Genomic DNA, 13,805 nt, shown 5'->3' on the forward strand with positions numbered 1-13,805 from the left:
ACCGACTCCTTATTGAGGATTCTTAGCTGGCTCAGTTTGTTGGGTTGATGTTGTTGCATTTAAATCTTCTTCTTGAGCCGTTACTGTCATTTTCGGTTTAACTTTCTGCAATCCAGAAACGATAACGCGATCACCAGCCTGAATTCCATCATTGACAAGCCATTGGTTACCTACTGCTTGTGACACCTTAATTGATCGTACTTCAACAACGTTGTCTTTATTAACCACCATTGTTGTTGCATCACCACGAGGTGTACGAATAACCGCTTGTTGAGGTATCAAGATAGCATTTTGGCGAATACCATTTTCTAATTTAGCGCGAACAAACATACCCGGCAGTAACTCACCTTTCGGGTTAGGAACGATAGCACGCATTGTGATTGAACCTGTTGATTCATCAACAGTCACATCAGAAAACTCTAGATGACCTTTCTCTGCATAGGTTTTACCATTGTTCAATAATAAATGAACAACAGGTTTACCTTTTTCTTGCTCAATTGCACCATCTTCAATTTCATTTTTCAGTTTCAGATAATCTTCACTTGATTGTGTCACATCGACATAAATCGGATCGATTTGCTGAACTGTGGTGAGTGCAACTTGCTGACCTTGTGAGACTAAAGCACCTTCAGTAACCGTTGATTTACCAGAACGACCCGAAATAGGCGATGTCACTTTGGTATAATTCAGATTGATTGTTGCACTTGTTACCGCTGCTTGTGCTGCTTTAACGGCAGCCACAGCTTGCGCATACTGAGATGTTGCAGTATCAAAGTCTTGTTTACTGATATAATTCGTGCCAAGTAGAGGTTTATAGCGCTCTACAGTTAGACGAGCGATTTCAGCATTCGCTTTGGCTTTAGCTAATTCTGCCTGAGCACTGTTTAATGTTGCTTGAAAAATAGCAGGGTCGATTTGGTACAGTGATGTACCCGCTTCAACATAGCTACCTTCCGTATAGTTGCGCTTTAAGATAATGCCGCCAACCTGAGGACGAACCTCAGCAATACGGTAAGCGGATGTACGACCGGGTAAGTCAGTAGTGATAGTCAGAGCTTGAGCTTCTAACGTCACAACACCTACAGCAGGTGCAGGAGGAGGACCACCTGCAGACTGATTAGCTTTGTCGTCACATCCAGCAAGAACCAAACTGCCTGATAGCACTAACAGAGCCAGAGGCAAAACCCCTCTGTTTTTTCGCATAAGAAAACCTCTATTCAAACGTTGTTTCCTGGGATAAAAATAATTAAGTTGATGATTGATTGCGATGTATAGTACAAACATACATGAATGTATGTAAATTAACTTCAGTCAAAATCGAGGAATAATGGCACGAAAAACTAAACGACAGGCACAAGAGACGCGTCAGCAGATCATAGATGCTGCAATTAGACTGTTTACTGTGCAAGGCGTTTCTGCCACATCACTTTCAGATATAGCAACCGACGCTGGTGTTACCAGAGGCGCTATATATTGGCACTTTAAGAATAAAGTGGATTTATTTACTGAAGCGTGCGAACTCACCGACTTAAAAATAGAATCTTTAGAACTAGAGTATCAAACAAAATATCCAGATGATCCACTATTTGTACTAAGAGAATTACTTATTTATATCTTGACATCAATTGTAGAAGATCCCAAACATAATGCACTTTTAGAAATATATTTCCATAAATGCGAATTTGTCGGTGAAATGAAGTCAATTGTTGAAATTCGCAAAGAATTATGTGCAGACGATTACTGTAAAATAGCGATTTCGCTACAAAGTTGCATTGAACAAAATCAGCTACCAAAAGATTTAAATTTAAAGCGTGCGGCAATCATGCTAAAAGCAATGATGACAGGATTAGCTGAAAACTGGTTATTTTCGCCAGAAAGTTTTTCTCTCAAAGATGAAAGTCAATATTTAGTGGATAGCTTTATTGATATGATAAAGAGTAGTGCAAGTATGAGAATATCTGCACCATCTTAATTTAATGCTAAACATAAGGAATAAATAAATGAGTAGAGTGTTAGTTATTGCTAATGGTGCCGCTTATGGCAATGAGTCATTATTTAATGCACTACGTTTATCTATTACATTAAAAGAACAGCATCCAGAAACTGAGTTAAATATCTTTTTAATGTCTGATGCAGTAACGGGGGCCTTAGCTCGCCAGCAACCAAAAGAAGGCTATAACCTTCAACAAATGCTTGAAATACTGACTGCCCAAAATGTACCCGTCAAATTATGTAAAACATGTACAGATACCCGTGGAATAAGTGATTTACCCTTAGTTGATGGCGCTGAATTAGGTACTTTGGTAGATTTAGCTCAGTGGACATTAGCCGCAGATAAAATTCTTACTTTTTGATTTTCACCTGATCGTTTTAAGATAAATAAACCTCGCAACTTGTTCTGTTTTCACTGCCAATTCGTGATAATTGGATTATACTAATAGAACAGTTTTTCAATGTTAATTGAACAAGTTGCTTAATATGCGTGTATCAATAATCTTTTTTAGATTAAATCATCGACCTATTTTAGTTACTGTAACAACAATTATGCTTATGTTATGGAGCATAATATTTAGTTGTGCATGGGCGGCGATCCCTAGTAATTTACCTTCCCAAGAAAATATTCAAAATCAGCTTAATTTATTAAATAAACGTAGCGATTTAAGCGCGGAAGATAAGCTGACGATAAGTGATTTAGAACAATCACTTTTAATGATTGATAATATTCAACAATTAGAAAAAAAAGCCGCTAGTTATAATAAAACAATTGAACAACTACCCGAAAAACTGCGTACAACGCAATATCAACTTAATCAATTAAAACAAAAAATAGCAAATAATGAAGTAGAAGATTATCGACATTCATTAGATACATTACCTTTAGAAACATTAGAATCTCAATTAGAAAATGTATTGCAATCGTTACAAAAATCGCAAGATGATTTAGCTAATTACAGTAATGAATTGATTGTGTTACAAACACAACCTGAAAGGGCGCAATCTGTTTTATTTAGCAATTCAGAAAGACTACAACAAATAAGAAGCGCGTTAAACAAAAGCAGCTCTGATAAAGCACAAATGCGGCCTTCAGCTGTTCAATTATTACAATTAGAACAATATTATCTTCAGCAGCAAAATAACTATCAAAAACGAACTTTACAATCTAATGTACAGTTGCAAAGTTTATTACAACTGCAGCGTGACTATAGTTCAGCCTATATCGACCTTTCTCAAGAACATGCACAACTTATTCAAGAAGCATTAAGCGATAAACGCCTCGATAGTTCAGAAGAAACAGCGAAAGAAGCTCAAACTGCGGGGGTAGAAAATCAAACAATTCAAAATAATGTTTTTTATCTAGCACAAGCTGAACTCAATAAGCAACTTAGCGATAAGTTGATCGTGACGACTCAAAATAATAATGAATTAAATCGCCATAGTTTAATGGTGAAAAACCGTTTAGACAGAGCGATTCAATCTGAGCGTAACTTAAAAGAGCAAATAGATGTTTTAAAGGGCAGTTTACTGTTATCTCGAATTCTATTTGAAGAACAAGTCGATTTACCTGATGGCATCTTTATTAATAATCTTCCTGATAAAATTGCCGACTTGCGTTTAGAACAATTTGAGATTAATAAACAGCGCGATCAAATTTTTCAGCCTAATATTTATATTGATCAATTAATGACAGAGTACCAACTAGCGCATCCTAATGAATTAAGTGAAACAGAGCTGAAAGAATTACGCAGTGCATTAGAGCAGTTGGTTGATGCTCGTCGAGAACTATTAGATAAGCTCAATAACCAATTAGGTAACCAAATTTCCGAATCCATTAATTTACAAATGGATCAACAGCAATTAAAAAGTGTGGTGAGTTCACTAGAAAACACACTGGCACAGCAAATTTTCTGGGTAAGTAGTAACAAACCGATTAACTTAAGTTGGTTTTCTGCGTTTCCAGCTCAAGCTGTTGCTGAATTTCAAGGTTTCAAACTTAGTTGGTCAAATGAAAATCTGTTGACCGGGGCTAAGAAATCCCTTCCTGTGCTAATCACACTTATTACCTTTAGTTTGCTTATCATTTGGCAACGTAAAAAATTGAATGTTGAGTTTGATAAATTAAGTGCAGATATTAATAAGTTGAACAAAGACTCTCAATTACATACACCGCTGGCATTAGGTATTGTATTTATTAAAACTCTGCCTCTTTCATGTATTGTATTGGCTATCGGATATTGGCTAATAAATAGCTTTAATGTACAACAAGAGTTTATTTGGTCATTTGCATGGCAATTTGCCGTATTTTGGTTGATGTTTGAATGGTCTTATCGATTAATGTCTGATACTGGGGTTGCGGTTAAGCACTTTAAAATTCCTGTAGATCGCGTTCAACAGAACCGCAAACGCTTATTACGTTTATCTATTCCTATGTTGCCAATTATTTTACTTTCAGCTTATGGCATTAATAATCCATTATTGCTGGTGGGTGATGTTATTGGTCAACTTGTCGCCATTATCTCCCTCTTTTTTATTAGCTTATGTGCTTTGCCATTTTGCCGTGAAATGTGGCAAGAGAAAGGTAACCACGTTGTTAGAACCGTTGTCATCACACTTTTAACTTTTTCTCCTTTAATATTAATGGGGTTGGTGATTTTTGGTTACTACTATACAGCACTGCGTTTAGCTAATCGCTGGGTTGATAGTTTATATCTGCTAATGCTGTGGTTTATCGCCTATCACGCAAGTTTAAGAGGATTAACCGTTGCTGCAAGGCGACTTGCTTATCGTCGTGCTCTTGAGCGCAGACAAGCCATGCTTAAAGAGAAAAAAGAAAACGAAGATAATAGCCTTGAACCCATTCAAGAACCACCAATGGACATGGAACAAATTAATCAACAATCATTGCGATTAACGACAATGATTTTGTTTATTATCTTTGCATCCAGTTTTTATGGTATTTGGTCTGATTTTATTACGGTATTTATTTACCTCGATGGTATTACTCTTTGGCATTATAACTTACCAACGGAATTAGGTAATGTAATTAAGGCCGTCACTGTGGCTGATATATTGTTATCAGTTGCTATTATGGCGATTTCCTGGTTTATGATCCGAAACTTACCAGGACTATTAGAAGTCCTGATTTTATCTCGTATAAAATTACAGCAAGGTGCTTCTTACGCGATCACCACTATTATGACCTATATTATTATTGCGATAGGGACGATAGTTTCGTTAGGAATATTAGGCGTTGCATGGGAAAAACTACAATGGTTAGCCGCCGCATTAACGGTGGGGTTAGGGTTTGGTTTACAAGAAATTTTTGCTAACTTTGTTTCTGGTTTAATTATACTATTTGAACGGCCAGTAAGAATTGGCGATACCATTACTATTGGTACTTATTCAGGAACAGTAAGTCGTATCCGTATTAGGGCGACCACAATTACAGACTTTGATCGTAAAGAAGTTATTATTCCTAATAAGGCGTTTGTGACAGAGCGTCTTATTAACTGGACATTATCTGATACGGTGACTCGTATTATTATTCAAGTTGGTGTCGCTTATGGTTCTGATCTTAATAAAGTAAAAGAGATCTTAATGAAAGCAGCAAAAGATAATTCAAAGGTGATGACAGAGCCAGAGCCTGTTGTGTTATTTACTGAATTTGGTGCAAGCACACTCAATCACGAACTTCGTTTTTATGTCAGAACATTAGGCGATAGAAATATTACGACAGATGAAGTTAATCGCGCTATTGATGAGTTATGTAATGAAAATGGTATTAATATCGCGTTTAATCAATTAGATGTGTATTTACATAATAAACAAGGTGATGAAGTACAAGCGGTTAAACGTCCCCTCGATGGCTCAACACCACAAGCAAATACACCGTTTGATTAAGATTAGCAAACTCAGTTTGCTGTTTGGTTTGCCAATTTTTTCTCATAATCTTGACGAATAATATCGAGAGCTTCAAGTACTGTTTTTGGATCGACTTGATTGCTCTCTAACAAATAAATGAGATCTACCGCTAACTGGACTGATTCTGGCGCATCTTTTAAATTCATATCTATTCTCTTTAATATTTATCTTCTTGCTTTTCAATGCTTTTTTCAATGGAATACAGCGCGTTTTTACAGCGAGCTAAACGGTTTTCAAGTGCGGCAATCTCTTTTTGTAGTTCTTGCTGACGCGTAAATCCTTGGGTTTGCGTTAATTCAAGCTCTCTATCTTGGATCATTGAGTGTAATCGACGTTCGTAATCCTGATGTTGTGCAAGTTTTTGGTATAAATCGGTGCTTTTTTTTCGTTGGCTAAGCAGGTTTTCTTGCTTTCTTAGTGTTTGTGTCGATAATTCACGAGTTAATGCTTCAACTTGTTGTAGGATTTGTGTAGCCAGAAATTTAACTTGCTGGCTTCGTTGTGCCTCAACACAAGTGATTAACTGGGTAAAATTATCGCGGATCTGTTGCATATAACCGCCAAGTGAATCACTTCGGCGGTGAAACAGTGCTGTGTCGAAGCAAGGTGCCGCAATTTTTTTGTTTGCGATAGGCGCTAGTGCTTCGGCAAGATTGTCGATTTGCTTTTCAAACAAACTCAATGAATCTGCTTTTTTCATTTGTTTTTGTCTCTATTTTTATGAAAACTGAATTGACTTAAAGCAACAAAAAAGAGTTGTTAACTGGCTTTCTGTTGCATTTTAACGGCATATTGCATAGATTCTATCGTTTCGTTTTTTATTTATGGCACTGATTATGACTGCTAACGCGCAACAACTGCAATTTATTAAAGACAGCATTGAAACCATTCCTGATTATCCAAAAGAAGGGATATTATTTCGTGATATCACCACACTTTTGGATAACCCTGCTGCATATCAGGCAACTATCGATTTACTGGTAGAACACTATCAGGGTCAGGGTATCACTAAAGTCGTAGGTACCGAAGCTCGCGGATTCCTGTTTGGAGCTCCAGTCGCTTTACGTCTTGGTGTTGGTTTTGTACCTGTTCGTAAAAAAGGTAAATTGCCTCGTGAAACGCTCAGTGAAACTTACTCCCTGGAATATGGCACAGATACTTTAGAAATCCACAAAGACAGTATTACGGATAAAGATAAAGTATTAATGGTTGATGATTTGCTGGCAACAGGGGGCACTATTGAAGCAACTGCTCGCCTTATTCGCCGTTTAGGTGGAACTGTTACTGAAGCCGCATTTATTATTTGCCTACCAGATTTAGGCGGCATTGAACGCTTAGAGAAACAAGGTGTTCACAGCTTTACACTGGTCAATTTCCCTGGACATTAATTTTTTAAACTGTTTAATAAAAACAATTAATTAAAACGTTTTTACTCAACAGAATATTGACTAAAATTAGTTAATACGAAAGCTGAATATGGTAATGGCTAATTAAAGTGGATTATCATAGTAATAGTGCGGGTTTTTTTGTGCATTTTATCAATGCATAAAGCCCGCACAATTGTTGCTTTGTAATGTTGTGCTTTACGCTAATCACTGATGTTAACTTTATCAATCTCTCATTTGTCTCTTACAAATCTCGCTCAAGAGGTCTTCCCTGTGTTAGCATAGAGATAAATCTCGTTCAAATTTAGCGGAATCAATGAGCTATCAGGTACTTGCCCGTAAGTGGCGCCCACAAACTTTTAACGATGTTGTCGGTCAACGTCATGTATTGACTGCGTTAGCTAATGGTCTTGATCATCAGCGACTTCATCATGCCTATCTTTTTTCTGGTACTCGCGGTGTCGGAAAGACCACTATCGCCCGGTTATTTGCCAAAGGGCTCAATTGTGAAACAGGTATTACAAGTAAACCTTGTGGTCAGTGTGCTAATTGCCTTGAAATCGAACAAGGCCGTTTTGTTGATTTAATTGAAATAGATGCGGCATCAAGAACGAAAGTAGAAGATACGCGAGAACTTCTTGATAACGTTCAATACGCACCAGCACGTGGACGTTTTAAGGTTTATCTTATCGATGAAGTCCATATGTTATCGCGCCATAGCTTTAATGCCCTATTAAAAACGCTAGAAGAGCCACCAGAACATGTTAAGTTTTTGCTCGCCACTACTGATCCACAAAAATTACCAGTAACGATTTTATCGCGTTGCTTGCAATTCCATCTACGTGCTTTAGATATTGACCAAATTGCAACTCAATTAGAAAAGGTGTTGTCAGCTGAACATATTGAAAATGATGCAAGAGCGCGCCAACTGATTGCTCGCGCTGCTGATGGTAGTATGCGTGATGCATTAAGTTTAACAGACCAAGCTATTGCTAGTGGTGAAGGTGTTGTAAATGCCGATATTGTCAGCCAAATGTTGGGGACTATTGACGATGCGCAACCCCTTGCGTTAATTGAAGCGCTTGTTAAAGCCGATGGCCAACAAGTGATGGCGTTGGTAAATGAAGTTGCTTCACGAGGAACTGATTGGGAGAATTTCTTAGTTGAAACGCTCTCATTACTGCATCAAATCGCGATGTTGCAGTTATTACCGAGTGAAGAAAATCCACAAGAGCAATTTACTCAAGAACGATTAAGGCTGTTAGCCAAATCTATCTCGCCTCAAGATTTGCAACTTTACTATCAAACACTACTTGTGGGGCGAAAAGAATTATCTTATGCGCCTGATCGTCGTATGGGCGTTGAAATGACATTGCTAAGAGCGCTGGCATTTCATCCTAAAACCGTGATTGATGAAGTGCGTTCAACACCTTTAGTGCAAACATTACCTTCAGCGGCACCAACAGGGCGAGTATCTACCCAACATGTACCGCAAACCGAACCGGTTCATACTCAGCAATCGACACCTCAACATGTTTCACCAACAGAAAATAGTGCAGCTTTAGGCGATAGCCCAACAGCTCAATTGTTAAGAGCACGGCAGGCGATAAGGGGAACTGAACAGCAAACCCCGCCAAAAAAGCCTAAACCGGCGACGTCTCAACAGGCGAAGCCGGCTGCTAGTGCGTTAGAGCGGCTAGCAGCCGTAAGCGAAAGACGCCAACAAGTTGCAACACAAAGCCGTCAGTCAACGTCTACATCTGAAAAAAAGAAAAAAGAAGCCTATCAATGGCGACCACAGAACCCAGAAGTAGAATCTACTCAAGAGGTTGTTTCTTCACCTAAAGAGATCAAAGAAGTTCTCGAATATGAAAAAACACCTGAACTTGCTGCAAAAATTGCTAAAGAATCATGGGAACGTGATGCATGGGCGGCTGAAATAGAAAAAATGCCACTACCAAAGCTAATTCAGCAATTGGCATTAAATGCGTATAAAGAAACAGTAAGTGAAAATGAAGTCATTTTGCATTTACGAACTAAACAGAAACATTTAAATTCTGCAAATGCGCTGCGTACACTCACAAAAGCGTTAAGTGAATTGCATGGAAAAGCAATTTCACTCACAATTATAGAAGATGACTCACCAGCGGTTAAAACACCACTGGAATGGCGGCAAGCCATTTATGATGAAAAGTTGGCGTTATCGCGTCAATCGATTATTACGGATAAAACAATTCAAACATTACAGCAATATTTTGATGCTGAACTGGATGAAGAGAGTATCCGACCTGTTTAATCGCAACATTTTGTATAAATACATACAGTGTGGCTTTTACAAAGAGAGACAATTATGTTCGGAAAAGGTGGTTTGGGCAATCTGATGAAACAGGCCCAACAAATGCAAGATAAAATGCAGCAAATGCAAGAAGAGATCGCAAGCTTAGAAGTAACGGGTGAATCCGGTGCTGGCTTAGTGAAGATCACTATCAATGGTGCTCATAATTGCCGTCGTGTTGAAATCGATCCTAGCCTGCTAGAAGATGACAAAGAGATGCTAGAAGATCTGATTGCTGCTGCTTTTAATGATGCAGCTCGTCGTATTGACGAAACGCAAAAAGAAAAAATGGCATCTGTTTCTAACGGAATGCAATTACCACCAGGCTTTAAGATGCCATTCTAATGCAAACGAGCCCACTTCTTGAATCATTAATGGAAGCATTGCGTTGTTTGCCCGGTGTTGGGCCAAAATCAGCGCAACGAATGGCTTTTCAACTGCTTCAGCGTGATAGAAGCGGTGGTATGCGATTAGCTCAAGCGTTAACGCGAGCAATGTCTGAAATCGGCCACTGTTGTGATTGCCGCACATTTACTGAAGAAGAGCGTTGTACTATTTGTAGTAATGTTCGACGTCAGCAAAATGGTCAGATATGCGTAGTGGAAAGCCCCGCTGATATTCATGCTATCGAGCAGACAGGGCAGTTTGCTGGCCGATACTTTGTGCTAATGGGGCATTTGTCGCCTTTAGATGGTATTGGTCCGATGGATATTGGTTTAGATAGATTAGAAGAACGTTTAAGCCAAGAGATTATTTCAGAAGTCATTTTAGCGACTAATCCGACAGTTGAAGGCGAAGCAACAGCCAATTATATTGCTGAAATTTGCGCACAATATGATATTACTGCGAGCAGAATTGCTCATGGTGTTCCTGTTGGTGGTGAACTTGAAATGGTTGATGGCACAACACTCTCGCACTCTATTGCTGGACGCCAAAAAATCCGTTATTAAATTTGTTAGTTAACTAGCAAAATGATTTATTTTAGAACACCTTTGGGTTAATGCTTAAAGGTGTTTTTTCTTTTTCATATGTGCAACTTTATTATGTGTGATATCTCGCATTTTGGATTATCTTTCTTTTTTCTGAGCAAAAAATCTTTTTGTTTATCAGAAATATCTTTATCTTCACTTGATAACCTTTTTCATTCTGATGAATTCAATATCTTTATGTTACATTGTTAATCATCTTAAAAGGGAATAACTTAATGATGGAGCATCCTATGATCCCTGACGTAGCTTTAGTTGATAACAGTGAACAAAGAACCCCGCTTATTTTAGTGCTAGATAGCTCAGGTAGTATGTATGGAGAGCCAATCAACCAACTAAATGAAGGCCTTAAATTATTAGAACAAGAACTAAAAAATGATGTTATTGCCGCTAAGCGTGTTCGTATCTTAGTCATTGAATATGGTGGATTTGATCAATGTACCGTTCATGGTGATTGGCAAGATGCAATGGACTTCACTGCGCCTGTTTTAGAAGCGAATGGTACAACCCCAATGGGGCAAGCTATTTCTTTAGCATTAGAAGAAATTGAAGCTGAAAAGCAACGTTTTAAACAAGCTGGTGTTGCTTATACTCGCCCTTGGTTATTTTTAATGTCAGATGGTGCTCCAACTGATATGTGGGAACAGGCAGCACATTCTTGTCGCCAAGCGGAAGAAAGCCAAAAAGTTGCTGTGTTTCCTATTATGGTTGAGGGAGCAAGTGCCGAGATCATGGGGAGTTTTACAATAAATGGTATGAATGGCGTGAAAATGCTGAAAGGTCTGCAATTTAAAGAACTTTTCTTGTGGTTAAGTGCCAGTATGCAAGTTGTTTCACAATCTACACCTGGTGGTACTGCACAACTACCTTCTACTGATTCTTGGGCGAGTGTACCTGTTTGATGAATGATTGGTTAATTTATGGAGCATCAGTTATTGGTGCTGCTCATCAAGAGCATCAAATTCCGTGCCAAGACGCCTATTTTGTTCGACGTAAAGGCGAATATTTAATTGCCGCTGTCTGTGATGGTGCGGGTTCTTCCCGTTATAGCGAACAAGGTGCAAAGCTTGCAGCTCGGTTATTTACGTTACGAATTACAGAATGGCCAGATATCTATCTGTTAACTGAAAAACAGGTCAAACAAGGTGTTTATCAACTTCTTGAAGATATTCGTTTACAACTTGCTGAATATGCAGAAATAAATCAGTGTGAACTTAATGAATATGCGTCAACGTTGGTTGCTTGTTGGATCGGTGATGATGGCGGTTATTTATTCCACTTAGGTGATGGTATTGCTGTGGTTGAATTTAGTGACGGAACAAGTTATGTCTCTCAACCTGAAAATGGCGAATATGCTAATCAAACATGGTTTGTAACATCAGAAAGTTGGCAAGAACACTTACGTGTTATTCCGTTAACTAAACCGGTTACACAAGTTGTTTTAATGTCTGATGGCGTACAACCTTTTGCTATGAATAAAAATGCTGATGCCCTTTATGAGCCCTTTATTCAACCGGTTATACGCTATTTAAAAACAGTCTCTGAAGATGCTGGAAGTGAAGCTTTAGCCGGGACATTAGCAGACTCGCGTACTCACTCAATTACGGGTGATGATAAAACACTAGTAATTTGCTTTAGGAATGAAGAGTAGTGGCGAGAGTGAGTAAAAAAAAATCCAGTACCCAGAACGCGGGAGCAAAAGTCACCTCTCAAGTGCCATTAACTCAGTTACAAGATGAAAATGGCGTGACTTATCAGATAGGTAATCTGATAAAAAGTGGTGGTGCTGGAAGTGTTAGTCATATTATAAATGCATCTAAACAGGTCTCTAAGATTTATCATGATAAAATTGATAAGGCTTATTACCTGAAAAAAATCACTGCAATGCAGGCATTAAAACCTACATTGCAACCTGTCACTGTAAATAGTATTCCAATCATTCAGCTCGCGTGGCCTGAAGCTCGCTTATACAATAATCAAAAGCAGTTTGTTGGCTTTGTTATGCCTGAGTTGGATGTTAAAAACACGATTGAATTAGAATATATCCTGCAAGAAAGACAGGCAAAAGCTCATGGGTTACCCACAGGAATGGGCGCTAAACTGAGTTTAGCATATAACTTATGTTCTTTAATTGATGCCTTACACCAGCAAGGGCATCGTGTTGTTGATATGAAACCACTTAACTTAAGGTTTTATAAAACTAGCTTGTATATGTCTTTACTCGATTGTGATGGGTTTAGTATTCAAGGTGAAAATACACGTTATCCAGCGGGGCAATTTACAGTTGAATATTTAGCACCTGAATTTCAAAGTAAACAGGTTATTCCTGAGGTTCAAGAAGAGTGGCAAGACAGATTTTCTTTAGCTGTGATTATTTTTCAGTTACTTAATTTTGGTATTCATCCTTTTAGTGGTAGCCCTAAAAATGATAGTGTGCCTACCGATATTCCAAGGCGTATTGCGGGGCAGTTTTATGCATATGGCATAAAAGCGCATAATCTTATTTCGCCAAGTATGGTAAGCGGTCATAAGCATCTTCCTGATACACTGCGCCAACTTTTTGACAAAGCGTTTTCTGGCGCACCTTCTCAGCGACCAAGTGCTAAAACATGGGCAAATACGCTCTATGATTATGCTCAACCTGAAAAGCAGAAAATGTTGGTTTGTCAAAAAAATAAAAACCACCAGCATTTTGCAGGAAAAGCCTGCGCTGCTTGTGCGAGAGAAGCTCAATTACAGCAAGTTGCAGTTACTCAAAAGAAAAACAAAGCACAATTAGAACAAGCTCGACAAAAACGTGCAATTAAGGCAAATGCAAATGTAAAGCATGCATCACCTAATGTTGTTACTCAGACTCGGCCAGCACGGCCTATACAGCCACCTGCATTTATTATCGCAGCAAAACAGATTTTTAATACAATTCCTAGGGTGGTTTTTCATACTTTCTTAGCGATGACTATCCCTGTTATTTTTGGTTTGTTACTAAAGTTTTTTATTCCTAATAGTGCAAATAGCCAAAATGCATTTAAGTGGGTAAACCAACTTTTACAATCTGATTATATTCAACAGTGGATGGTGGCTTTTTTAAGCGTCATGATGTTAATGATTGCAGCCATCGTTTTGTTGCTTATTTTTGTTGTTCCTTCCATTTCGATTCTAAAAAGAAAACCTTAATTAGTG

13 protein-coding genes are annotated in these 13,805 nt (G+C 38.3%); 10 read left to right on the forward strand and 3 right to left on the reverse strand.

The window, feature by feature from the left end; genetic code table 11:
* Positions 1-9: 9 nt before the first annotated feature.
* Positions 10-1,203 (reverse strand): efflux RND transporter periplasmic adaptor subunit, encoded by a 1,194-nt coding sequence (locus M997_RS05275; RefSeq protein ID WP_064719065.1) that lies wholly within the window; start codon positions 1,201-1,203, stop codon positions 10-12.
* Between the two features lie 124 nt (positions 1,204-1,327).
* On the opposite strand from M997_RS05275, the gene acrR reads away from it, so the two are divergent.
* The 3 genes from acrR (at position 1,328) to mscK (ending at position 5,898) form a co-directional block, all read left to right on the forward strand.
* On the forward strand, positions 1,328-1,972 hold the full coding sequence (gene acrR, locus M997_RS05280) for a multidrug efflux transporter transcriptional repressor AcrR (RefSeq protein WP_064719066.1): 645 nt from the start codon (positions 1,328-1,330) through the stop codon (positions 1,970-1,972).
* Positions 1,973-2,000: 28 nt separating this feature from the next.
* Positions 2,001-2,354 carry a DsrE/DsrF/TusD sulfur relay family protein gene (locus tag M997_RS05285; protein ID WP_064719067.1) on the forward strand — a complete coding sequence of 118 codons (354 nt, stop codon included), beginning with the start codon at positions 2,001-2,003 and terminating at the stop codon, positions 2,352-2,354.
* A gap of 124 nt (positions 2,355-2,478) precedes the next feature.
* Positions 2,479-5,898, forward strand: coding sequence for a mechanosensitive channel MscK (gene mscK / locus M997_RS05290; RefSeq protein ID WP_064719068.1), 3,420 nt, complete (start codon positions 2,479-2,481; stop codon positions 5,896-5,898).
* Positions 5,899-5,909: 11 nt separating this feature from the next.
* Here mscK and rsmS read toward each other — a convergent pair whose 3' ends face one another.
* Complete coding sequence (gene rsmS, locus M997_RS05295) at positions 5,910-6,065, reverse strand: pleiotropic regulatory protein RsmS (protein ID WP_064719069.1); 156 nt, start codon at positions 6,063-6,065, stop codon at positions 5,910-5,912.
* 11 nt (positions 6,066-6,076) lie between these two features.
* The gene (priC, locus tag M997_RS05300) at positions 6,077-6,619 is read right to left on the reverse strand and encodes a primosomal replication protein PriC (protein WP_064719070.1); all 543 of its coding nucleotides are present in this window, start codon (positions 6,617-6,619) and stop codon (positions 6,077-6,079) included.
* Positions 6,620-6,755: 136 nt separating this feature from the next.
* Here priC and apt point away from each other — a divergent pair, with 136 nt between their 5' ends.
* The 7 genes from apt to M997_RS05335 all read left to right on the forward strand — a co-directional run bounded on the left by apt (position 6,756) and on the right by M997_RS05335 (position 13,799).
* Positions 6,756-7,307, forward strand: a complete 552-nt coding sequence (gene apt / locus M997_RS05305) for an adenine phosphoribosyltransferase (protein ID WP_064719071.1) — start codon at positions 6,756-6,758, stop codon at positions 7,305-7,307.
* A 313-nt stretch (positions 7,308-7,620) separates the two neighbouring features.
* Entirely contained in the window at positions 7,621-9,600 is a 1,980-nt protein-coding gene (dnaX, locus tag M997_RS05310; protein WP_064719072.1) for a DNA polymerase III subunit gamma/tau, read from the forward strand.
* A 54-nt stretch (positions 9,601-9,654) separates the two neighbouring features.
* Positions 9,655-9,984: a YbaB/EbfC family nucleoid-associated protein gene (locus tag M997_RS05315; protein ID WP_064719073.1), complete on the forward strand. Its 330-nt coding sequence runs from the start codon at positions 9,655-9,657 to the stop codon at positions 9,982-9,984.
* The gene (gene recR, locus M997_RS05320; protein ID WP_064719074.1) at positions 9,984-10,589 is read left to right on the forward strand and encodes a recombination mediator RecR; all 606 of its coding nucleotides are present in this window, start codon (positions 9,984-9,986) and stop codon (positions 10,587-10,589) included. Before M997_RS05315 ends, recR begins: the two co-directional genes overlap by 1 nt.
* 254 nt (positions 10,590-10,843) lie before the next feature.
* Positions 10,844-11,527: a vWA domain-containing protein gene (locus M997_RS05325; protein ID WP_082918390.1), complete on the forward strand. Its 684-nt coding sequence runs from the start codon at positions 10,844-10,846 to the stop codon at positions 11,525-11,527.
* Entirely contained in the window at positions 11,527-12,276 is a 750-nt protein-coding gene (locus M997_RS05330) for a PP2C family serine/threonine-protein phosphatase (RefSeq protein WP_064719075.1), read from the forward strand. The genes M997_RS05325 and M997_RS05330 overlap by 1 nt, the downstream gene beginning before the upstream one ends.
* Before the next feature lie 8 nt (positions 12,277-12,284).
* Positions 12,285-13,799, forward strand: a complete 1,515-nt coding sequence (locus tag M997_RS05335) for a protein kinase domain-containing protein (RefSeq protein ID WP_156510807.1) — start codon at positions 12,285-12,287, stop codon at positions 13,797-13,799.
* Positions 13,800-13,805 lie beyond the last annotated feature (6 nt).

This window comes from Proteus hauseri ATCC 700826 (genome assembly GCF_001654965.1).
Taxonomy (GTDB): domain Bacteria; phylum Pseudomonadota; class Gammaproteobacteria; order Enterobacterales; family Enterobacteriaceae; genus Proteus; species Proteus hauseri.